The organism is Paenibacillus sp. JJ1722, from assembly GCF_048282685.1.
Taxonomy (GTDB): Bacteria; Bacillota; Bacilli; order Paenibacillales; family Paenibacillaceae; genus Paenibacillus; species Paenibacillus polymyxa_B.
The window spans coordinates 4,617,154-4,640,424 of sequence record NZ_CP182500.1 but is presented as its reverse complement, the minus strand read 5'-3'; the positions used below and the strand labels follow the sequence as shown (position 1 = coordinate 4,640,424).

Below are 23,271 nucleotides of genomic sequence, written 5' to 3'. Positions count from 1 at the left end.
GGATACATACACTAGGGGTGAAACAAAGGTGGTACCGCGAGAGAACAGCCTTTCGTCCTTTGAGGATGAAGGGCTTTTTTTATTTGCCAATTGAAAAATCATGGAGGTATCCTGATATGTCAGAACAAGACAACAAGACAACCTTGGAAATGCCAACAACGTACGATCCAAAATCAGCAGAACAAAAATGGTACAAAACGTGGATGGAAAAGGGCTATTTCCGCGCCGGGCAACATCCAGAGGCAGAGCCTTTTACAATCGTTATTCCACCACCGAATGTTACAGGTATGTTGCATATTGGACATGCTCTTGACTTTACTTTGCAGGATATTATTATTCGCGCCAAGCGGATGCAGGGTTATGATGCCTTGTGGCTGCCAGGGGCAGACCATGCGGGTATTGCTACCCAAACAAAGGTAGAACAAAAGCTGCGTGAAGAAGGCCTGACACGTTATGATTTGGGCCGCGAGAAGTTTTTGGAGAAAGTGTGGGAGTGGAAGGAACTTTATCTGGATAACATTCACAATCAATGGGAAAAAATGGGTTTCTCTCTAGATTATTCTCGTGAGCGTTTTACGCTGGATGAGGGACTGTCCCAAGCGGTACGCGAGGTATTCGTTACACTGTACAAGAAGGGTCTGATTTATCGCGGTAAACGCATCATTAACTGGGACCCCGCTGCACGTACTGCATTATCGGACATTGAGGTGGAATACAAAGAGGTGAACGGAAATCTGTATCACCTGCAATATCCACTGAAAGACGGTAGCGGATTTATTACGGTAGCTACTACACGTCCTGAAACGATGCTGGGCGATACAGCAGTAGCTGTACACCCGGAAGATGAACGCTACAAGCAAATGATTGGCAAAACGCTTGTGCTCCCAATCATCGGACGGGAAATTCCGGTCATTGCGGATGACTACGTTGATAAAGATTTCGGTAGCGGCGCGGTTAAAATTACACCGGCTCACGACCCGAATGACTTTGAAATGGGACAACGTCACCAGCTGCCACAAATTACGGTGATGGATGAAACGGGAACGATGAATGCCGAAGCAGGCAAATATCAGGGCCTTGATCGTAGCGATTGCCGTAAGCAAATCGTCGCTGATCTGAAAGAGCAAGGCGTACTGATTCGTATTGAAGAGCACGTACACCAAGTAGGCCACAGTGAGCGTACAGGTGTAGTTGTAGAACCTTATCTGTCCACACAATGGTTTGTGGAAATGAAGCCTCTGGCAGCTAAAGCGATTGAAGTGCAGAAGGCTGGCAACGGGGTAAACTTTGTACCGGATCGCTTTGAACGTACTTATCTGCATTGGATTGAAAATGTGCGTGACTGGTGTATTTCCCGTCAATTATGGTGGGGACACCGTATTCCGGCATGGTACGATGAGGAAACCGGAGAAGTTATTGTATCGGCGGCGGACCCTACAACTTTGCCTGAGTACGCTGGCAGAAAGCTAAAACAGGATGAGGATGTGCTGGATACTTGGTTCAGCTCGGCTTTGTGGCCATTTTCGACACTGGGCTGGCCTGAGCAGACAGAGGACCTCAAACGCTACTATCCGACTAATGTCTTGGTTACAGGCTATGACATTATTTATTTCTGGGTATCGCGTATGATTTTTACCGCGCTGGAGTTTACGGAAGAGATTCCGTTCAAGGACGTACTTATGCACGGGTTGGTTCGTGATGCGGACGGTAGAAAAATGTCCAAATCCCTCGGCAACGGTGTTGATCCGCTCGACGTGATTGACCAATATGGTACCGATGCCATGCGTTATATGATTTCCACCAGTAGCACGCCTGGGCAAGACCTTCGTTTCCGCTGGGAGCGGGTGGAGCAGGCCCGTAACTTTGCCAATAAAATCTGGAATGCGTCACGCTTTGCGCTGATGAATCTGGAAGGCGTCACTTCGGCAGATATAGACATTACTGGTGACTTGAGCACCGCTGATCGTTGGATCCTGCATCGTCTAAACGAAACTTCACGCGACATCACGCGTCTAATAGATGCTTATGAATTTGGCGAGACAGGCCGCCTTCTGTATAACTTTATTTGGGATGATTTGTGCGACTGGTACATTGAGTTTGCGAAGCTTTCCCTATATGGCGACAATGCAGAGGCGAAAAAGAAAACGCAATCCGTACTTGCATATGTATTGGATCGGACGCTGCGCATGATTCATCCGTTCATGCCGTTTATCTCTGAGGAAATATGGCAGCATCTCCCGCATGAGGGAGAAACGATTACACTGGCCGCTTGGCCTGTTTATGATCCGGCTTTTGAGGATAAGGATGCAGTCGCTGAAATGAATTTGCTGATCGACGTAATTCGCGCTGTACGCAATATCCGCGCTGAAGTCAACGTGCCGATGAGTAAGAAAATTGAATTACTCATAAAACCCGGCGATCAAGCCGTTCTCGATATCATTAACCGCAATGGGGAATATGTACGTAGATTCTGTAATACGTCTGAATTCGACGCAGGATTAGAATTCACCGTTCCAGATAAAGCGATGACATCTATAGTTAGCGGCGCAGAGCTATACCTGCCGCTGGCCGGACTGCTTGATATTGCCCAGGAAATTAGCAGACTGGAAAAAGAACTTCAGCATTTGAACAGTGAAGTGGAGCGCGTGGAGAAAAAGTTATCTAACCAAGGCTTTGTGGCGAAGGCACCAGCTAAAGTCATCGAGGAAGAAAAGGCCAAGCAAGCCGATTACTCAGATAAGCGCGCTAAAGTTATCGCACGTATTGAAGAACTCAAGGGATAATTTCACTCACAATAAAATGACCTGAAGGTGAAGAGGATGTCAGATACGATCAGGGGCGGAGATACGGCTCCTTTACAAAGCTATGATGAAGCAGTGGAATGGATTAACGGCTTGATTCCGTTTGGCATCAGACCCGGATTGGAACGAATTGAACAGCTAATGAGTAAGTTGGGTGATCCGCAACGACATCTGAAGTTTGTGCATATTGCGGGAACCAACGGTAAAGGCTCGACTTGTGCCTTTCTGACCTCTGTGCTACTGAAATGTGGGTACGATGTCGGAACTTTTACATCTCCGTACATCACCCGATTTACGAACCGTTTTCAATTCAATGGGACCGATATTCCCGATGAAACGCTGGTTTTGCTTGCCAATCGCTTGTATCCGTTGGTGAAAGAAATCGCAGATAGTGAATTGGGATCACCTACGATGTTTGAGGTATCGACAGCGTTGGCTATTTTATACTATGCTACGGTATCTTTCCCAGATGTTGTGGTATGGGAGACAGGTCTCGGGGGAAGGATGGATGTAACTAATATCGTGAGTCCAATCGTCTCGGTTATTACGAATGTCGGCTATGATCATACGGATATTTTGGGAGATACGCTCGAACAGATTGCAAGGGAAAAGGCTGGTATCATCAAACCGGGTGTACCTGTCGTCAGTTGTGTTTCCCAACCCGAGGCTATTCAGGTCATACGTGAAACGGCGGCAAAGCAAGGAGCTACCTTGTACCTGGCAGGAGAACAGTTTACGTATGAACGGCTAAATGGGGATGAAACAGCTCAGACCTTTTCATTCGCGGGGCCCTTCCGACATATGGAAATTGACATCACGTTGTTAGGCGAGCACCAATGTTCTAATGCGGCAGGAGCTATGATGGCACTTGAGGTCCTACGTCAGTATATGGCTTTTGTGTTGGATGATGCAGAACTGCTGGAGGGCTTTAGGCAAACTGCCTGGGCAGGGCGTCTCGAACAAGTCAGTACCTCGCCGAGGATTGTCCTTGATGGAGCTCATAATCCAGAAGGAGCACAGACGCTGGCCAAGAGTCTTCCTCAAGTGTATTCGTACAAAAAATTGGTTTTAATGATGGGGATGCTGTCAAACAAGCATCATGAAGCATACTTGCAGCATATACTGCCACTAGTGGATACGCTTATCCTGACCGAGCCCGATTTTCGCCGCAAAATGAATGCCGCTGAATTGGCTCATCTCGTGGAGAAGCTGCGGCCGTCTTATGCCAAAACGGATTTAAAAATAATTGTAGAAGGTGACTGGAAAAAGGCTCTTGGCCTGCTTCAGTCACATACGGAAGCGGAAGATCTGGGGGTGGTGTCCGGCACGCTGTACCTTATTGCGGATGTACGGGCTACCCTTATGTATCAAACCGATTCGGAAAAAGGTTGGTGAAATTTGTTGATTACTTCGGAACATGTTCATTTTATCGGTATCGGCGGATACGGGATGAGCGCGATTGCTCGGGTCATGCTGGAGATGGGTTATACCGTGACTGGCTCAGATGTGGCATCACAAGAGCTGACAGAAAAACTGGCGGCAAAAGGCGCAAAAATATATATTGGACACACGCCTGAGCATATTGCAGGCGCGGATATCGTCGTCTATTCAACAGCATTGTCACGTGACAATGTGGAGCGGGTGGCAGCGGAGGAATTGAATATTCCAACTCTGCACCGTTCGCAGATGCTGGCTCGCTTGCTTAACGAACGTAAGGGAATAGCTGTTGCGGGTGCGCACGGTAAAACGACAACCTCTTCCATGATCGCTCTGGTTATGGAGAGATGTAACGTTGATCCAACGTATATTATTGGCGGCGAAATCACGAATTTGGGAACGAATGCCAAAGCAGGTAAAAGCGAGTTTGTCGTTGCTGAGGCGGATGAGAGTGATGGTTCTTTCCTGCAATATCATCCTTGGCAAGGCATCGTAACCAATATTGAAGCGGATCATTTGGAAAATTACGATGGCGACTTTAATCGTCTGAAAAGTGCCTATGTACAGTTTTTGAGTCAAATTCGACCGGATGGGGCGGCTATTGTATGCGCAGATGATCAGAACATCCGGGAAATGCTGCCTCAACTCCAGACTCGGGTCATTACTTATGGAGTGGAGCATGAAGCGGATTATATGGCGACAGATATCCAATTAGGTGACCGTCGATTAAGCTTCACTATGAGCCGCAAGGGAACAGCACTCGGAACGATCGAACTATCAGTGCCGGGTAAACATAACATGTATAATGCGATGGCGACTGTGATTTCATGTTTGGAAGCAGGGATTCCATTCGATCAAATCGCTGCGACAATTGTGGAATTTCACGGCGCGAAGCGTCGTTTTCAAGTACTAGGTGAAAGCAATGACATACTGATTATTGATGACTATGCGCATCACCCAACAGAGATTGAGGCTACGATTAGCGCAGCGAGAGCGACTGGCAAACGTATTATTGCTGTATTCCAGCCGCAACGCTATAGCCGCACCTTTTTCCTGCTCGATGCGTTCAGCCGCGCGTTTAGCGAGGCTAGTGAAGTCATAATTACCGATATTTATTCACCAGCGGGAGAAAAACAGATTGAAGGCGTGCATTCTTCCAAGCTCGTGGATTTAATCGTCCAAAACAGCAATGCGAATGCAATCTATTTGCCGACCAAAGAAGCTGTGATCGAGGAGTTGAAAGATCGCTTACAGCCGGGTGATCTTGTGCTGACGATGGGAGCGGGAGATATCTGGAAAGCAGGTGACGCGTTAGCGCGCCATCTTCGCGGACAGCAAGTGTAATACGTATAAAAATGAGCTGTTACGCCAATGAATTACATTTATTCGAGGGTATTCCGAACACGACTGTGTTTCGGGATACCCTTTTTTTGTAATGCTGGGGCATATATTCTTAGCTTGACTCATACAACAGACTATGAGGAAGTATGGGACAAGGAGGGAGTGCATCCATGAACAAGACCAAGATGACATTCCGGTTCGACCAACAGTTGCCGGAGACAAGCCGGGAGGATAAGCTACAGGTGCTTCCGTACAAAAACGAGTCGATTACGAACGAACAGCGTGAAACTGATAACTCGCATAAAGGAACGGAACGGAACAGAGGAATGAAGAAAAATACTGTAGCTACGCAAGAATCAGAGATCAACGAGCCTGAGGATCTGAACAAACGCATTTCAAGTCGGCGTTTTGCTCCAACATTAAGAGTACAAGAGGGATGGGATGACCCCTTTGGTCGTTCGGCGGCTTCCTGGTCAGATGCGGAAGTTCTACCAGATAGCCTGGAAGAGGATGAGGAAGCTTATCATTCTGTCCAAGAGTACAGAAAGCGTCCGCCCCACCCTTCAAGATGGAAACTGGTTGGCTCTGTAGCCAGCGCGCTGGTGACCGGAGGCATGTTTGGATATATTATGTTGTTACTGTTTAACGGAGGAGGCATGGTCCCGGGATCAGATCCTTCAGTAGAGGAGGCAGTACCGGTCTTTAAAGAATCTGTTGGTGTGGATGCAATATCTGCAAAAGAGAATTCTGTCCCTGTCACTGTCATAGAGGCTCAGGTACCTCCACAAACCTACTATTTGCTGCAATATGGGGTTTTCAGCACTCCAGAACGGGCCTTACAAGCAAAAGAAGAACTGTTGAAGGCAGGCATTGCAGCAGGAGGGGATACCGAGGACCAAAACCGGGTATATGCAGGAATATCGCCGGATAGGGAGCAAGCCAAGTTGCTCAGCAATCAGTTGAAAACACAAGGAGTCGATTTGTATGTTCGTGAGCTTGAATTGCCTGGATTCGAAAAAGCAGCTTACGGAGGCGAAGGTGATAAACTCACTAGCTTTTTTCAGTTAAGCAGTTCATTGGTGGGTAAGTTGAGCGGACTTTCCTCAACCTTGCTCGGAGAAGGAGGTCCGAATACGGTGCCAGCCTCCGACATGAAGGAGCTGAACGACCTGCATCAGCAGTGGACACAAAATATCACTGCACTTCCCACTGGGCTTTCGAAGGAAGCGGCTGTCTCCGCAACCTCACTTGAAAAGGCGATGAACAGTGCGATCTCTGCAATTGGGGAATATAACAAGAACACAGCCAAGGAACACATTTGGGAGATTCAATCCTCCATGATGGAATATGTTTTGCGTGAGAGGGAATTTATCCAATTCATAAAACAATAAGCTAACCATATTTTCCGGCAAGGAACTGGAAATAGTTCCCCATGCCGGATTTCTGTTTGTATTGCAGTACAAATCACCGTATAATAATGAAGGTGTCAAAAAATGGCGAGGGAAGATCAGGATGAAAAAAAATGTAGGAATGCTTATACTGTTTTTGTTGCTCGGTTGGCTCTTGGGTGCATGGATTGCCAAAGCCCTTCAATCGATCAAGTTCCTTTCCTTTCTGACCCACCCCACTAGGATATCTTGGTCGCCGAGAGCGGACCTGGATATTATCAGCTACAACATAACGATAAATTTTGAATTGAGCCTGCTTAGTCTGATCGGCATCATTGCCGCGTTCTGGCTGTACCGCAGGCTCTAACTGATGAAAAGGAGCTTCCCTTATGGACGGGAAAATTACGCCCCGCATTATTCTGGCATCGACTTCACCAAGAAGGAAGGAATTGCTCGCATTTTTGAGATTCCCCTTTGAGGTGGTGCCGAGTCATGCGGATGAGAGCACGCCTGAGAGCTGGACGCCTCAGCAAATCGTGGAGACCCTTGCGGCACGCAAAGCCGAAGCGGTCGTGAACACTGCCGCTCAGTCGAAGGAAGCCGGACTGGTGATTGGCAGTGATACCATTGTCGTGCTGGATGGTTCGGTATTGGGCAAGCCTGCCGACCATGCGGACGCGGTTCGCATGCTGACTGCATTGCAGGGAAGGACACACCGTGTGTACACCGGGGTAGCCTGCATACATACCGGAACCGGCGAAATGCTTGTCAGACATCGCCAAACGGAGGTTACAATGAAGCCTCTGAGTCAAGAGCAAATTGTGTCATACGTGAATACTGGTGAACCGTCTGACAAAGCAGGAGCGTATGGCATTCAAGGCATGGGTGCTACGCTGGTGGAATCTATTCAGGGTTGTTATTTTAACGTCGTAGGATTGCCGCTTTCCTTGCTGTCGGACATGCTGTCCGATTTTGGAGTGAATGTGTTGCGTCCATAAAGGGGATAAACATATGCTGGAGTCGCCAATACTGATGCTTCGCGACCTCCCCCATGAAGAACGACCAAGAGAGCGCATGATGACATATGGGGCGGATGCCTTAAGCAACGCGGAGTTGCTGGCAATATTGCTGCGTACAGGAACGCAAAATGAGTCTTCGGTGCATTTAGCGCAGCGTATTTTGCAGCAGGCAGGAAATTTGCGTCAACTGGTGGATATGAGCTTGAGCGAGTTGACCCAGATTAAGGGCATTGGGGATGCTAAAGCGATACAGCTAAAAGCGGGTATCGAACTGGGGCGTCGATTAGCATTGTCTCGCCATTTGGAGACCCCGGTGATTAGTTGCCCGCGGGATGTGGCTGATCTGCTGTTTGAGCAGCTTCGTTATTTGCAGAAAGAGCATTTTGTATGCTTGTTCCTTAACACTAAAAATCATGTCATTGCTCAGGAAACACTATCTATGGGTAGCCTGAATTCTGCCATCGTGCATCCTCGTGAAGTATTTCGGGCAGCAATCAAATGCAGCAGTGCTTCAATCATTTGCGCTCATAACCATCCGAGCGGTGATCCGAAGCCAAGCCCGGAGGATGTCCAGTTGACTCGCCGCCTGATGGAAGCGGGCAACATCGTGGGTATCGACGTGCTTGATCATATTGTGATCGGGGACGGGACCTTTGTAAGTTTGAAGGAACAAGGTCTAATATAATATAATATTTAAATCAAACATTTAAACACGACCGGATAATCCGGCCTGAATAAACCGTTTATACATGGATAACAGATTTCAGGGAAGAGAAAAGGAGATTACATCATGCTGGGTGGCTTTACAAAAGATTTGGGAATAGACTTGGGGACGGCAAACACGCTTGTATACGTAAGAGGTAAAGGAATTGTGGTTCGTGAACCATCTGTAGTCGCTTTGCGTACAGATACAAAAACCATTGAGGCTGTTGGTGAATCTGCGAAAAAAATGATCGGTCGCACACCGGGAAATATACGTGCGATTCGTCCGATGAAGGACGGTGTCATTGCTGATTTTGATACGACAGCAACGATGATCAAATATTTTATCCGTCAGGCGCAAGCACAACGCTCTTTGTTTCCGCGCCATCCGAACGTGATGGTTTGTGTGCCTTCAGGCATTACTGCGGTGGAGCAGCGTGCTGTTGAAGATGCGACGAAGCAAGCAGGCGCAAGAGAGGCATATACGATAGAGGAGCCGTTTGCAGCAGCAATTGGCGCTGATCTTCCTGTATGGGAGCCTACAGGCAGTATGGTTGTCGATATCGGTGGAGGTACAACCGAAGTGGCAGTCATTTCCCTGGGCGGGATTGTAACAAGCCGCTCCGTGCGTGTGGCTGGCGATGAAATGGACGAGTCCATCATCCAATACGTGAAGCGCCAATACAATCTGATGATTGGTGAACGGACTTCAGAGCAACTGAAAATGGAAGTTGGTTCAGCTATGCCATTAGAGCAAGTGGAAACCTCAGAAATCCGCGGACGTGATCTGGTAACAGGTTTGCCGAAGACGATTACGATTACATCTGATGAAATTAGCGAAGCGTTATCGGATACAGTCAATGCAATCGTGGATGCGGTCAAAGTAACACTGGAAAAATGCCCTCCCGAGTTGGCAGCGGACATCATGGATAGAGGAATCGTACTTACTGGTGGTGGAGCACTTCTGCGTAATCTGGACAAGCTGTTGGCAGGTGAAACCGGAATGCCGGTGATCGTAGCGGAAAATCCTCTGGATTGTGTGGCAATCGGTACAGGCAGAGCGCTGGAAAATATTCATTTGTTCAAATCGCGCAGCAGTTCTGCCGTCCGTTCCAAACGTTGAATCGGGGGTGTAGGAACTGTTTAAGCTGTTTGGCAATAAAAGACTATTTGTTCTATTGATCGGAATCGTTCTGTTTATTGCCCTTATGGGGATTACACTTGGACAGAGAAATTCCTTAACCTGGCCCGAGAAGTTCGCCAGAGATTCAATTGGCTTTGTGCAAGGTATCTTTTACAGGCCCGCTTCAGCAATAGCGGGCTTCTTTGAAGATATCGGAAATATGCGCAGCATCTACGAAGAAAATGAACGGTTAAAAATTGCTGTAGCAAAGCTGACTCGTGACCAGATTCAGACCCATAATTATGTTGAAACAAATGCCAGACTGCAGAATGAACTGAAGTTCACCCAAACGCAAAAGGCGAAGAATAATTATGATTATCGTGTTGCTCAAGTGAACAGTGTCAGCAATGATTCCAAAACGCTTGTGATCGATATTGGTGAGAAGGACGGAGCGAAGGTTGGTCAGGAAGTCAGTTCGCTTGAAGGATTTGTAGGAGTCATTAGTCAAACGGGGAATTTTACGTCCACCGTTACACTGTTGACTACATTGGATCCTAAAAATCCGAATTCTTATGCCATTGCAGCGACAGTCTTGGGCAAGGAAAATCAATCGTTTGGTATGATTGAAAGCTATGATCCGGGTACGAACAGATTTCAAATGACTCGCATTGAGGAAAAAGATCCAATCGCAAAGGGTGATCAGATTATTACGTCTGGCGCAGGCGGGAAATTCCGCAAAAACCTAATGATTGGAACGGTAGAGAAGATTCAGGTTGGAGAGTTTGGCAAAACACGGACAGCGATTATTAAACCGGCAGCCAGCTTTGTGGATTGGAAAGAATTGCTCATCCTCTACACTCCTGAGGTACCGGAATAATGAAGATGCGCGGTCAGGTTCTAATACTGCTGCTGTTTGTACTGTTTATAGCTGAAGGGACGATTCTTCCATGGCTTCTTCCGGATAGTTGGCATTCAAGAATGGTTCCGAATTTTGTGTATGTCGTGATCTTGTTTGTGTCTGTGTATTACAGCCGTCATACAGCATTGGTGCTAGGTATTGTTTTTGGACTTATTCATGATGTAGTGTTCTACGGGTTTATCATTGGACCTTATTCTTTTGCAATGGGGTTGTCTGCATACTTATTGGGGCTTGTTTTTACAGCTCGACGTGCGCAGATGCCCATTATGATGGCAGCCGTGTTGATTGGTAGTTTCCTGCTGGATTCTATGCTATTTGCTATTGATCAGTTGTTCCAGCTGAATCATCAGACTTTCAATTGGGCACTTGCTCAGTATATGATTCCTGATTTATTTATCCATTTTCTGTTCGCCCTCATCATTTATGTCCCAGTTCGCAAGCAATTGCAGCGTTTGGGTACCCGTGTGAAAAAGGAAGAGGCTGTCTAGGTCTTTTTACACACATTTTGTCCGGGTTAGCAGGGATTTGACGTCCCGGGGACGAAATGATTGAGATAGGAGGGACAGGCTAATGGCGGTGAAATCGAATCATGTCACGATTAAAGGCATCAAAGATGGCCTGGTATTCCTGCTGGACGATCAATGCGAGTTTGAGGATTTGCTGGGTGAGCTGCGTTTTAAGCTGGAGCACAGTCATCAAAATATTTTAACAGGCCCGATCATTCATGTGGATATTAAGCTGGGAAGCCGAGAAGTGACAGAGGAACAGAAGGAAAGTATTCTGGAGATTTTGAAGCAGAAGGGGAATCTGCTCATCAGGTCTGTAGAATCACCTGGACTGCCTGTGGAAGTGCAGGGAAAGCCCCCTATTCACACGGTGACAGGGATTATCCGTTCTGGTCAAGTGCTTCATCACAATGGGAACCTACTCTTTTTGGGAGATGTAAACCCGGGTGGAATTATAACATGTACTGGTGATATTTATGTCCTCGGCGCTTTGCGAGGCATGGCGCATGCAGGGATGGAGGGAAATAGTGAAGCGATTATTGCGGCTTCCTATTTTGCACCGACACAGCTGCGAATTTCCGAAATGATCAGCCGTCCACCAGACGAATGGGAGACACGTGAATCCGGTATGGAATTTGCGTATCTCAAGGATGGCGCTATGCAAATAGATAAAATGAGCAATATTGTGCGTCTGGGCCGCGATTTTAACGTGTTCAAAGGGGTGTAGCACATGGGAGAGGCTATCGTCGTCACTTCAGGAAAAGGCGGCGTCGGCAAAACGACGACGTCAGCCAATATAGGAACAGCGCTTGCACTGCTCGGCAAAAAGGTATGTTTGGTTGATACGGATATCGGTTTGCGTAATCTAGACGTTGTGATGGGTCTGGAAAACCGGATTATTTACGACCTTGTTGATGTAGCGGAAGGTCGTTGCCGTTTAAATCAGGCACTGGTTAAGGACAAGCGTTTTGAGGAGCTGTATATGCTGCCAGCCGCTCAAACCAAGGACAAGAGTGCTGTTACGCCGGAGCAGGTTAAGGATATTATTTTGGAGCTTAAAAAGGATTTTGAATATATATTGATCGACTGCCCTGCGGGTATTGAACAAGGCTTTAAAAATGCCATTGCCGGAGCGGATCAGGCCATTGTTGTGACCACTCCGGAAAATGCAGCCGTACGCGATGCAGACCGGGTAATTGGTTTACTGGAAAGCTCACATGTGATATCACCCAAGTTGGTGGTTAACCGCATTCGCAATAGCATGGTTAAATCCGGAGATATGCTGGATATTGACGGGATTTTACAAGTGCTTAGCATAGACCTTATTGGGATTGTGCCGGATGATGAAATGGTAATTAAAGCAGCTAATACAGGGGAGCCTACCGTTATGAATCCAGATTCACAGGCTGCGATTGCTTACCGTAACATTGCGAGACGGATTTTGGGCGATACAGTGCCCCTCATGCAGCTGGACCAGAAGAAAAGCGTGATGACACGCTTTAAGAAGTTTTTTGGTATGGGTGGATGAGGAAAACCGGAAGTTATGACTGGTAAATTGCTTCTACACTTCCTACGTGATTTTCCATTGGTTCTAAGGTAGGAGCTGTAGTAGTATTCATTTGTAATACTAGACACTTAAATAAGTAGTAATCTTATTTAAGTGTTTTTGGTTTGTTTTTTTAATTTCCATAATACAGTTTCTCAAAATTTAGGGTCACTACATAAATATCATAAATACAAAACATAACCGGTGCACGAGCGCCGGTTTTTTTTGATTTTTAGGTGCGTATTCCCGAACCGGACAACATAAGTTGAAGCCCGTCCTCATAAGATGTATCAAACATACCTCGCTGAGGGGGCTGAACAGGATGAATAAAAATTCCGGAATCAAGCAGCGCAGAGAAGAACGTATACAGCAGCTAATCGCGGGAAGCAAAGCGGAGACGTATCCCTCTGGCATATATCAGAACAGGCACGGGGATAAAGATATGAAGTCGATGCCTATAGTCAGTGCCAACTCGCCCAGAGACCCAGAAACTGAGTGGAAAAATGAGCGGCAACGCTGGCAGCAATCTTTTGGGACGAATCGTGGTCCGTCTTTTTGGACTTCCTTTTGGCGAAGATCAGTCATAGCAACGGTGTTATTTGGAATGGTATGGGGAATGTTTCGTTGGGATATTCCCTATGCAGTGAATTTGAGAATGTTTATTGCGGATGCCTTGAATAAGGATATGGATTTTGCAGCCGTCGGACAATGGTATGAAACTTATTTTGACGGAGCTCCTTCCTTTTTGCCGATTTTTGGCGAGGAGCATGAAACGCACAAGGTTGACGCAAGTCGAAAGGGATCTCCACCGATCGAAGGCAACATAACACAGCCTTTTGTACTGAGCCTTAAAGGAGTAGAAATTACGCCGAATGTTACCGACAACGGGGCAATCGCTGTTAAAAGTATAGATGCAGGACGAGTATTAGACATATTAAATCATCCCAAAAGCGGGATTTCGGTTACAGTTCGACACACTGGCGGTATCACAGCAACTTACGGAAGGCTTTCCCGCTCTACCTTAAAAGTGAACGACTGGGTTCAGGAGGGAGATGAGATCGGTGTACTGCCAGCAGGTCACAGTGGCAGCGAGGCGGCAACTTTGTTTTTGGCAGTTCAGAGAGGGGATCAATACATTGACCCGTCGGAAGTGGTAGCCCTTGATTAATGTCCGAGGGGTGACCTTATCATTACATCCACTGTTTGTATTGGTTATGCTGACCTCTATATTAACTGGACATTTTATCGAGATCATAACTTTATTTACATTGGTGTTTATTCATGAGCTAGGTCATGCGACAGCTGCTTCGTTGTTGGGCGCGCGGGTGCTTTCCATACAGATGTTACCCTTTGGAGGAGTGGCGGTCATTGAGGATCAGGGGAAGCTCAATGCGTGGAAGGAGATTGTCATTGCGCTAGCGGGGCCTCTGCAAAACGGAATCATGATCATCATCCTTTTGTGGTTCAGAAATGTGAGTGGGCTGGAGTATGATTATGTAAATTATATAATTCAGGGGAATGCAGTTATTGCACTGTTTAATTTGCTGCCCATTTTACCACTTGATGGTGGAAAAATATTACAGTCATTGATTAGCTTATCTTGTTCTTATCACCGCACATTAGTGTGGACTTTTAGAGCCAGTATCGTAACGAGTCTGCTATTTTGTATGTATGGTATTTCACCGTTGTTAAGGCAAAATGGACCTATGCATTTAAATCTGCTGGCGGTAGGGATTTTTTTGCTTTATTCTAATATTGTGGATTATCGGAATATCCCTTACCGTTTTATACGGTTTTTGCTGGGGAGGGACGAGCTTTTTTACCGCGAAGTAGCTAAGGGGAGTATTGCCTTACCTATTGTATCCCTGCCAGTGAAACATTTGGAGCCTATTTTGCGTCTTTTCAGAAGAGATCGGTATCATATGGTTTATGTTATGAATGAACAGGGACGGATTGTAGCCGTACTGCCGGAGCAACGTCTTATTCGCTCTTATTTTGCGACACGCCCGCCAGATGGTGGAGAACCCAAGCCCAAATAATGTTTTATGAGTTAAGGAAGAGGCTGTATCCAGAGAGGTTGAAAAACCATGAAGCAAATGATTGTACAATGCCAGCAGCAGATGACCCAAATGGCGCTGTTGGAAGAGGGACGATTGGTTGAATATGCGGCTGAACTACCGCGAAAACGGGGAATTCTAGGTTCTTTTTTCAAAGCGAGGGTGGTCAATGTGCTACCAGGTATGCAAGCCGCCTTTGTTGACATTGGACAGCGAAAGAATGCCTTTTTGTATGTAGATGACGTACTTCATGCTCATTTGGACAAGCAGCCGGAGGTAAAGCCATCCATTTCAGAAGTGTTAAAGGTGGGGCAGGAAATTGTAGTGCAGGTATTAAAAGAGGCTGTTGGTAGCAAGGGAGCCAGGGTCACCACTCATTTTTCACTTCCGGGTCGCTGGATCGTATATATGCCCCGTGCTGATTATGTGGCCGTATCCAAGAAGATCGAACGTGAGGGCGAACGTACCCGTTTGAAAGCAATGGGAGAGCAGCTACGCACAAGTGAGGAAGGACTCATAATCCGTACCGTTTCGGAAGACATGAGTATAGAGGCGATTGAAAATGATTTAAATCAACTGCGTAAGCAGTGGGCGGCTATTCAGCGTAAAGCTGGTGAACACTCGGCTCCGTGCGAATTACATCGGGATTTAAGTATCGTTCAGCGATTGATTAGGGATGTGTTTACACCTGAACAGGATGAACTGGTTATTGACAGTGAAGAGCAAGCAAAGGACGCAGAAATAATGCTGCAACAGATTGGTCCTGCGAAAGCTCATGTAAGTATATTTCGTGGTGCAGAAGAAACAATTTTTAAAGCTTATGGCATTCATGAGCAGCTGGAACGCGATTTTGCGCGAAAGGTATGGTTGCAGGGCGGCGGTTATATTGTCATTGATCATACGGAGGCATTAACCGTCATTGATGTGAATACGGGGAAGTTTACGGGAGGCAGTAATCTGGAAGAGACGGTGACCCAGACTAACATTGAAGCAGCCGAAGAGATTGCCCGCCTGGTACGTGTGCGTGATATTGGTGGTATCATCATCATTGATTTTATTGACATGGAACAAGAGGAGAATCGTCGGGAAGTATCCTCTGTGCTGGAAGCAAGATTGAAGAAGGATCGGACTAAATCTTATGTTGTCGGTTGGACGCGGTTAGGTTTGCTGGAAATGACCCGTAAAAAAGTGCGTGAGGAAAAGACGCTCGTGTAGAGCGGTGCGTAATCAAAAATCATTTTAAAACTAAAGGTTGAATGTGTAGAAAGCTTGTGCTACAATCATTTAGTATGTGTGATGCGTAAGATTGGCTGCACATGCTGTAACCGCTCCAATCAGGTACTGAAGTGCAGTATCCTAAGGGAATCTGTCACCTGCTATTAGGCGAGTCTGAGACATAAGGAGGTGCAAGCAAATGTACGCAATTATCGAAACAGGTGGTAAGCAATACAAAGTTCAAGAGGGCGACGTATTGTTCATCGAGAAGTTGGAAGCTAATGATGGTGAAACTGTAACGTTTGATCGTGTTCTGGCAGTGTCCGGCGACAATGGCTTGACAGCAGGTACACCGCTTCTTTCTGGAGCTTCTGTAACAGCTAAAGTTGAGAAGCATGGTCAAGGTCAAAAGGTCATCGTATACAAATACAAACCTAAAAAGAACTACCATGTGAAGCAAGGTCATCGTCAACCGTACACGAAAGTGACGATTGAAAAAATCCAAGCGTAAGAGGGTGCGATAAGTGATTATCGTGCGTATTACACGACTGGAGGATGGCAGCATACAGGGGTTTTCCGTTAAAGGGCATGCGAATTTCGCTAAATCTGGCGAGGATATCGTATGTGCTGGCGTTTCAGCGGTAACGGTAGGAACTGTCAATTCGATTGGAGCTCTTACGGACGTTGAGATGGAAACGGAAATGGAAAACGGCTTTTTAAGCGCGTATCTTTCTCCTGAAAGTTATCATGATGCGAACGCACAGGTTCAACTGTTGCTGGAGTCCATGGTGATTATGCTGACAAGTATTGCTGAATCATACGGTAAGTATATTCAAATAGAAAATAATCAAAGAAGGAGGTAGACATCATGTTGAAATTGACATTGGATCTTCAATTATTCGCATCGAAAAAAGGTGTAGGTTCCACAAAAAACGGACGTGACAGTAGATCGAAACGTCTTGGAGTGAAACGTGCTGACGGTCAAGCAGTTACCGGCGGTAGCATCCTGGTTCGTCAACGCGGAACGAAAATTCACCCGGGCACGAACGTGGGCATCGGTAAGGACGACACTCTGTTCGCGAAAGTGGACGGCGTTGTGAAGTTCGAACGTTGGGGCCGTGATCGCAAAAAGGTGAGCATCTACCCGATCGACGTTGCTCCAGTAGCAGCTACTGTAGAAGCTTAATAGCGGCTTAGACACGCTGAAAAGCCTCCGGCACTTTTGTCGGAGGCTTTTTTGCATGATGGTAATGAACTGGAAAGTTAGTCTGTGCTATACTGGATTAAGGTTCTTTAATAATCCATTTAATTTCGCAGAACGGAGAGAAGCCATGTTCCAGCGGATAAGAGCGCCTTATCTGGCGTTGGGTTCCATTCTGATTCCTTTGGTTTTTTCACTGCTCTATCCTGAAGTATTAACGATTATCTTATTAGCAGTATGGTCTGTAGTTGCTGCATGCTTTGGTATGTGGTATACGCAAAGACAGGTCGATTATGAGCGGAAAGCTGCTTTGCGTTCTTTTGAGCGTACAGCGATTTCAATGCTTAACCATCATCGGCATGACTGGATGAATGACTTGCAAGTGCTTTATGGATATATTCGTATGAATAAGCATGATAAATCTGTTGCTTATGTGGAAACAATAAAAGGGCGCGTGGCGGAAGACAGTAAAATATCTAAGTTGGGTATTCCCTCACTGGTGTTTTATTTGCAGTCTTTTCGCGTGAACGCCGGTAATTTACAGTTGTCGGTACAGGTTGAGGAGCAGTTAAAGTTAGACGCTGTCATGTCTCCCGAAGACGGCGAGTCGCTTGCCTCGGCCGTCATAGAAACGGTGCGTGCGTATCAATATGGCGGGGGCCGGTCGTCCTGGGGAGAAGTGCGCAGATTGACACTTTTTTTCGGTATGGATCAGAATGATGTTATCGTCCGTTTTGAAGGAAGTGACATACCTGCGGATTTGAATATCCTGAAGCGGGTCAGATCCGTACTCGGAAGTGAACGCATTCGAACAGAGAAGCTCCCTACGGGCGAAATGCTTCAAATTCGGATGCAGTGCCAGACATAAGGAAGGTGTAACCATGTTTGTAGATAAAGCGAAGATTTTTGTTAAAGGCGGTGACGGTGGGGACGGATTAATTGCGTTTCGCCGTGAGAAATACGTTCCTGAAGGTGGCCCAGGTGGTGGTGACGGAGGGAACGGTGGAGACGTAATTTTCCGTGTAGATGAGGGTTTGCGTACCTTGATGGATTTTCGGTACCAACGTCATTTTAAAGCCCAACGTGGAGTGAAAGGTCGTAACAAAAGCCAACACGGAGCCAATGCGGAGCACATGATCGTACGTATACCACCGGGAACGGTCATCATAGATGATGATACTGGTGAAGTAGTAGCAGATATGACACGTCATGGTCAACAAGTCGTCGTAGCTAAAGGAGGACGCGGAGGACGCGGGAACATCCGTTTTGCTACACCGAATAATCCAGCGCCTGAGTTGGCTGAGAACGGCGCAGAGGGACAAGAACGTTATATCACGCTTGAGTTAAAAGTAATGGCTGACGTAGGTTTGGTCGGGTTCCCTAGTGTAGGGAAGTCTACCTTGTTGTCGGTTGTATCTTCCGCAAAACCGAAAATTGGGGCATACCACTTTACAACGATTACTCCGAATTTGGGCGTTGTGGATGTGGGTGATCATCGTAACTTTGTGATGGCGGATTTGCCTGGTTTGATTGAAGGAGCTCATGAAGGTATTGGGCTGGGACATGAATTTCTGCGGCACATTGAGCGGACGCGTATTATTATCCATGTCGTGGATATGGCGGGCTCCGAAGGACGTGATCCGTTTGAAGATTGGACTAAAATTAACGACGAATTGAAGCAATATAATGCAACATTGGCTGAGCGTCCACAAATTGTGGCGGCCAATAAAATGGATATGCCGGAGGCGGAAGAAAACCTGACTCACTTCAAAGAGCAGATTGCTTCTATACGTCCTGATCTTGAAATCATGCCTATTTCCTCACTGACACGTCAAGGTGTGAAGGAACTGCTCTACCGGGCTGCTGATTTGCTGGATCAAATACCGGACGAGCCGGTTGTTGAGGAAGTAGCAGAAGTCAATGAACGTAAGGTATTTAAGCTGGATACAGCAGAAGACAATGGCTTTACAATTGTGCGTGAAAACGACACATTCGTGGTGCAGAGCCCTAAAATTGAGCGCATGATGAAGCGCATGCAGTTGAACTCGCATGATGCCATTTTGAAATTAGCAAGAACGTTACGCCATATGGGTGTGGATGCTGAGTTACGCAAGCGTGGCGCCAAAGATGGTACATCTGTACGCATTGCTGATTTCGAGTTCGAATTTGTTGAAGGCAGCAGCTACTACTAAATTTCAAATAAAGGTCTAAAACCTGAACGGTTACTGTACTATAGGAAACTCTATAGAAGGCAGTAGCCGTTTTTTGCATTGTTTGCTTGCCGATTTTCAAGAGTTTCGATATAATGTCCTCTATACAAAAACATAAGTCTTTGAGGAGAGGACGTTCTTGAAAGAGCGCTATTACTTGGTACGGGAAGATATTTTGCCTGAAGCAATTGTTAAGACCATACAGGTAAAACTGCTGCTGGCTTCAGGAGATGTTAAAACCGTGCATGATGCCGTGGAGCAAGTTGGGCTAAGCCGAAGCGCCTTTTATAAATATAAGGATGGCATACATTTGGTTAACCAGCTGGAGCGTGAGCGAATTGTCAATATCTCTATTGATTTAGAGCATCAATCCGGAATGTTGTCCAGGGTGCTTGGCAGAGTGGCTGATTTCGGAGGCAATGTGCTGACGATCCAGCAAAGTATTCCACTGCAAGGCAGAGCCAACGTAGTCATCTCCGTAGAAATGTCCAGACTCAGTGAAGAGTTGGGTGTTCTACTGGAGGGCTTGGAAGATATCTCTGGAGTTAAACGTGTTCGCCTGATTGGGCAAGGTTAAGGCGATTCAGTTCATTAGACATAAGTTCGCGGGAGGGGAATGGATGAAACCGGTCAAAGTAGGATTGTTAGGTTTGGGGACGGTTGGAACGGGAGTCGTTCGAATCGTAGAAGGCAATCAGGAAGACTTGAGCAGACAAGTCGGTTCACCGATCATCATTGAAAAAATAGCTGTAAAAAACATAGAAAAATATCGTTCCATTGAAGTGGAGACAGCCAAGCTTACTGAGGACCCATGGGAAGTTATTCGGGACCCTGAAATTGATGTAATTATTGAAGTCATGGGCGGCGTTGATCAGACGAAGGAGTACATTCTTGAAGCGCTGGAGCGGGGGAAACACATCGTAACAGCAAATAAGGACTTAATGGCTTTGCACGGTTCTGAAGTATTAGCAAAGGCGCAGGAAAAGCAGTGTGATATTTTTTATGAAGCTAGTGTAGCAGGTGGTATCCCGATCATTCGTACATTAATTGAAGGCTTCTCCTCCGATCGCATTACCCGCATTATGGGGATTGTGAACGGTACGACAAACTTTATTTTAACAAAAATGAGTCAGGAAGGGGCCTCGTACGAGGAAGTTCTCAAGGAAGCGCAGGAGCTTGGGTATGCTGAATCGGATCCGACCTCAGACGTGGAAGGACTGGATGCAGCTCGTAAAATGGCAATTCTCGGCACGCTTGGTTTCCGCTCTAATGTAGAGCTCAAGGATGTAAGTGTCAGCGGCATTTCAAAGGTAACCAGTGAAGATATTGCTTTTGCTAAAAAACTAGGATATGAAATGAAATTGCTCGGGATTGCAGAGCGCCAAGGTGATGAATTTACGATTAACGTTCAGCCGACTATGGTACGCAAGCAGCATCCATTGGCTTCGGTGAACGGGGTATTCAATGCGGTGTATGTGCATGGTGAAGCAGTGGGTGAAACCATGTTTTATGGTGCGGGTGCAGGTGAAATGCCGACGGCAACATCGGTTGTAGCCGATTTAGTAGCTGTAGTGAAAAATCTCAAACTTGGTGTCAATGGGCTTAAAGCCATCGTTCCTTACAATCCCAAAAAAATTAGTAACGATGAAGATGTGTATTTCAAAAACTTCGTGCTTCTGCATGTGGATGATAAAGCAGGGGTGTTGGCACGGATTACGCAAGTATTTGCTGAATTTGATGTCAGTCTGGCATCTGTTGTGCAGCAACCGAATGAGGTTAACCCCGATGCTGAAATTATTATCGTGACTCATTTAGCCAGTAAAGCGAGTATGAAAAAGGTTTTGGAGCATTTTGAAACTTTGGACGTCATCCGTCGCATCAAGAGCGTATATCGAGTAGAGGGATAGTCAATAAAAGCAGGAGGAATTGTCTGTATGACCGTTTTAAAAACAGCAAGAGTGCGTGTGCCTGCGAGTACGGCCAACTTGGGTCCCGGCTTTGATACATTGGGCATGGCATTGTCCTTATATGCATGGATTGAAATGAAGGAGGCCGAACAGACGGCTTTTCATTTATACGGAAATGAAATGAATGGTGTTCCCCAAGATAAAACTAATCTGATTTTCAAGGTAGCACAAATGGTTTTTCGGGAAGCAGGTGTATCTGTTCCTGAGCTCGATATTTCGATGTACTCGGATATTCCACTTACTCGTGGTTTGGGCAGTAGTGCTTCTGCCATTGTGGGCGCCTTGGTCGCTGCCAATACGTTGATTGGCTCACCTCTGCCGGATTCCAAACTGTTCGATATGGCAAGCGCCATTGAAAAACATCCGGATAATGTTGGAGCTTCCCTGTTTGGTGGTATTATTACAGCGATGTGGGATGGCGAGAATGCTAGGCATTTACGACTTGAACCGGATGCTAATCTGGAGGTTATGGTAGTTATTCCAGATTTTCAGCTATCCACGTCGAAAGCCAGAGAGGTTCTACCCGCGCATGTATCATTGAAGGATGCCGTATATAATATAAGTCATGCTTCCATGCTAGTAGCAGCATTGGCGTCGGGAAGAACCGATTTAATTGCCGAAGCGATGCGTGATCAGCTTCATCAGCCTTACCGTGCGGCGCTTGTGCCGGGTATGACAGAGATCCTGCAGGATGCGCACCATTATGGTGCCTTGGGTGTGGCTCTCAGTGGGGCTGGACCGACGCTGCTGGCATTGACGGATCAACGGGTGAATCGGAAAGCGGAGCTGGAGCAGTATTTAACGGATACCATGAACAAAGAGGGGATCACTGCTTCTGTTTTAAAATTGCGCCCTGAGAGTGAAGGAGTTAAAGTATATACAGAAGGGAATACACTCCCTTTTATGGATATGATTAAAGGGGAACTTATGATATGAAACGAATTGCACTTCTTCCTGAGGGGACCGTTTCTCATGAAGCGATTAAGTATTTGTTAGGAGATACGCCCCATGAATTACTGTTTTACAAGCATATTGCGGACGTATTTCAGGCAGTAGACAAGGGACAGGCAGACTATAGTGTAATTCCCATTGAAAATACGATTGATGGCTCTGTAAGTCTGCATATGGATTGGCTTGTACATGAAGTAGACATTCAAATGCAGGCGGAATGGGTATATCCTTCAATTCAAAATCTTATTGGACATCGTAGTGAGTTTACGAAGGATTTGGACAAGCTGGATTTGAGCAAAGTGGTCAAAATTATGTCTCATCCTGTAGCGCTTCCCCAGTGTAAAGAATTCATACAGGCTTCCGCTCCTCAGGCCGAGCTGGAGGGTGCAGGAAGTACGGCAGAAGCCGTCGAAATTGTTAAACATAACCCCGGTAAAGGCTGGACCGCTCTCGGAACCAAGCTCGCGGCTGCCAAACACGGATTGGATATTTTGGCCAGCAAAGTAACGGATCACGATAACAACTTTACCCGCTTTGTCTTGATCGGCCATCAACCTATAAGTCTCCCGGGTACACCTGAAGGTCAGCGAACCAGTATTTTGGTCACGCCACCGCAGGATTTCCCGGGAGCGCTGCATCAGGTTTTATCCGCATTTGCATGGCGCAGGTTAAATCTGTCCCGTATTGAATCGCGTCCGACCAAAAAGCAATTGGGGAATTATTATTTTTACATTGAAGTTTTGGAATCTCTGCATTCCGTTCTGCTTCCGGCAGCCTTTGCAGAGATTGAGGCTTTGGGATGCCATGTACGTATTCTTGGCTCTTATCCAAGTTACAAGTATGTTGAAGCAGCGATCGAACCTATTTTAAAGGAACATTAATCGGAGG

The 23,271-nt window shown here is 46.4% G+C and carries 24 protein-coding genes and 2 other annotated features (1 of these 26 only partly in view); all 24 genes read left to right on the top strand.

Annotation, left to right across the window (positions count from 1 at the left end; all coding sequences use genetic code 11):
* Positions 1-63: a binding site (T-box leader), on the top strand (it extends 222 nt beyond the left edge of the window).
* 53 nt (positions 64-116) lie between these two features.
* The 24 genes from ACM1ND_RS20580 (at position 117) to pheA (ending at position 23,264) form a co-directional block, all read left to right on the top strand.
* A complete protein-coding gene (locus ACM1ND_RS20580) occupies positions 117-2,783 on the top strand; it encodes a valine--tRNA ligase (protein WP_076160842.1) in 2,667 nt (888 codons plus the stop codon).
* Positions 2,784-2,819: 36 nt separating this feature from the next.
* On the top strand, positions 2,820-4,196 hold the full coding sequence (locus tag ACM1ND_RS20575) for a bifunctional folylpolyglutamate synthase/dihydrofolate synthase (protein ID WP_023989957.1): 1,377 nt from the start codon (positions 2,820-2,822) through the stop codon (positions 4,194-4,196).
* A gap of 6 nt (positions 4,197-4,202) precedes the next feature.
* Complete coding sequence (gene murC / locus ACM1ND_RS20570) at positions 4,203-5,582, top strand: UDP-N-acetylmuramate--L-alanine ligase (RefSeq protein ID WP_013311605.1); 1,380 nt, start codon at positions 4,203-4,205, stop codon at positions 5,580-5,582.
* A 167-nt stretch (positions 5,583-5,749) separates the two neighbouring features.
* On the top strand, positions 5,750-6,970 hold the full coding sequence (locus ACM1ND_RS20565) for an SPOR domain-containing protein (protein WP_023989956.1): 1,221 nt from the start codon (positions 5,750-5,752) through the stop codon (positions 6,968-6,970).
* Positions 6,971-7,091: 121 nt separating this feature from the next.
* On the top strand, positions 7,092-7,334 hold the full coding sequence (locus tag ACM1ND_RS20560; RefSeq protein WP_023989955.1) for a DUF4321 domain-containing protein: 243 nt from the start codon (positions 7,092-7,094) through the stop codon (positions 7,332-7,334).
* A 22-nt stretch (positions 7,335-7,356) separates the two neighbouring features.
* Complete coding sequence (locus ACM1ND_RS20555) at positions 7,357-7,965, top strand: Maf family protein (RefSeq protein WP_023989954.1); 609 nt, start codon at positions 7,357-7,359, stop codon at positions 7,963-7,965.
* Between the two features lie 13 nt (positions 7,966-7,978).
* Entirely contained in the window at positions 7,979-8,671 is a 693-nt protein-coding gene (gene radC, locus ACM1ND_RS20550; RefSeq protein ID WP_025722728.1) for a RadC family protein, read from the top strand.
* Positions 8,672-8,776: 105 nt separating this feature from the next.
* On the top strand, positions 8,777-9,811 hold the full coding sequence (locus ACM1ND_RS20545) for a rod shape-determining protein (RefSeq protein ID WP_013311600.1): 1,035 nt from the start codon (positions 8,777-8,779) through the stop codon (positions 9,809-9,811).
* A gap of 55 nt (positions 9,812-9,866) precedes the next feature.
* Positions 9,867-10,688: a rod shape-determining protein MreC gene (gene mreC / locus ACM1ND_RS20540; RefSeq protein ID WP_023989952.1), complete on the top strand. Its 822-nt coding sequence runs from the start codon at positions 9,867-9,869 to the stop codon at positions 10,686-10,688.
* Positions 10,688-11,218: a rod shape-determining protein MreD gene (gene mreD, locus ACM1ND_RS20535; protein ID WP_023989951.1), complete on the top strand. Its 531-nt coding sequence runs from the start codon at positions 10,688-10,690 to the stop codon at positions 11,216-11,218. The genes mreC and mreD overlap by 1 nt, the downstream gene beginning before the upstream one ends.
* An 82-nt stretch (positions 11,219-11,300) precedes the next feature.
* Complete coding sequence (gene minC, locus ACM1ND_RS20530; RefSeq protein ID WP_013311597.1) at positions 11,301-11,963, top strand: septum site-determining protein MinC; 663 nt, start codon at positions 11,301-11,303, stop codon at positions 11,961-11,963.
* 3 nt (positions 11,964-11,966) lie between these two features.
* Positions 11,967-12,764: a septum site-determining protein MinD gene (gene minD, locus ACM1ND_RS20525; RefSeq protein WP_013311596.1), complete on the top strand. Its 798-nt coding sequence runs from the start codon at positions 11,967-11,969 to the stop codon at positions 12,762-12,764.
* 340 nt (positions 12,765-13,104) lie between these two features.
* Entirely contained in the window at positions 13,105-13,950 is an 846-nt protein-coding gene (locus tag ACM1ND_RS20520; RefSeq protein ID WP_418026520.1) for a peptidoglycan DD-metalloendopeptidase family protein, read from the top strand.
* On the top strand, positions 13,943-14,821 hold the full coding sequence (locus ACM1ND_RS20515; RefSeq protein ID WP_023989949.1) for a M50 family metallopeptidase: 879 nt from the start codon (positions 13,943-13,945) through the stop codon (positions 14,819-14,821). The genes ACM1ND_RS20520 and ACM1ND_RS20515 overlap by 8 nt, the downstream gene beginning before the upstream one ends.
* Before the next feature lie 48 nt (positions 14,822-14,869).
* The gene (locus ACM1ND_RS20510) at positions 14,870-16,054 is read left to right on the top strand and encodes an Rne/Rng family ribonuclease (RefSeq protein ID WP_023989948.1); all 1,185 of its coding nucleotides are present in this window, start codon (positions 14,870-14,872) and stop codon (positions 16,052-16,054) included.
* 98 nt (positions 16,055-16,152) lie between these two features.
* Positions 16,153-16,240: a sequence feature (ribosomal protein L21 leader region), on the top strand.
* A gap of 13 nt (positions 16,241-16,253) precedes the next feature.
* Positions 16,254-16,565: a 50S ribosomal protein L21 gene (gene rplU / locus ACM1ND_RS20505; RefSeq protein ID WP_013311592.1), complete on the top strand. Its 312-nt coding sequence runs from the start codon at positions 16,254-16,256 to the stop codon at positions 16,563-16,565.
* A 13-nt stretch (positions 16,566-16,578) separates the two neighbouring features.
* A complete protein-coding gene (locus tag ACM1ND_RS20500) occupies positions 16,579-16,917 on the top strand; it encodes a ribosomal-processing cysteine protease Prp (RefSeq protein ID WP_013311591.1) in 339 nt (112 codons plus the stop codon).
* Positions 16,918-16,922: 5 nt separating this feature from the next.
* Entirely contained in the window at positions 16,923-17,240 is a 318-nt protein-coding gene (gene rpmA, locus ACM1ND_RS20495; protein ID WP_013311590.1) for a 50S ribosomal protein L27, read from the top strand.
* A 145-nt stretch (positions 17,241-17,385) separates the two neighbouring features.
* On the top strand, positions 17,386-18,123 hold the full coding sequence (locus ACM1ND_RS20490; RefSeq protein ID WP_418028043.1) for a Spo0B domain-containing protein: 738 nt from the start codon (positions 17,386-17,388) through the stop codon (positions 18,121-18,123).
* 13 nt (positions 18,124-18,136) lie between these two features.
* On the top strand, positions 18,137-19,447 hold the full coding sequence (obgE, locus tag ACM1ND_RS20485) for a GTPase ObgE (protein WP_418026519.1): 1,311 nt from the start codon (positions 18,137-18,139) through the stop codon (positions 19,445-19,447).
* A gap of 157 nt (positions 19,448-19,604) precedes the next feature.
* On the top strand, positions 19,605-20,042 hold the full coding sequence (locus ACM1ND_RS20480; RefSeq protein ID WP_013311587.1) for an ACT domain-containing protein: 438 nt from the start codon (positions 19,605-19,607) through the stop codon (positions 20,040-20,042).
* 43 nt (positions 20,043-20,085) lie between these two features.
* Positions 20,086-21,372 (top strand): homoserine dehydrogenase, encoded by a 1,287-nt coding sequence (locus ACM1ND_RS20475; RefSeq protein ID WP_023989944.1) that lies wholly within the window; start codon positions 20,086-20,088, stop codon positions 21,370-21,372.
* Positions 21,373-21,399: 27 nt separating this feature from the next.
* Positions 21,400-22,368, top strand: a complete 969-nt coding sequence (gene thrB, locus ACM1ND_RS20470; RefSeq protein WP_053325963.1) for a homoserine kinase — start codon at positions 21,400-21,402, stop codon at positions 22,366-22,368.
* Positions 22,365-23,264: a prephenate dehydratase gene (pheA, locus tag ACM1ND_RS20465; RefSeq protein WP_023989942.1), complete on the top strand. Its 900-nt coding sequence runs from the start codon at positions 22,365-22,367 to the stop codon at positions 23,262-23,264. The genes thrB and pheA overlap by 4 nt, the downstream gene beginning before the upstream one ends.
* Positions 23,265-23,271: the final 7 nt, after the last annotated feature.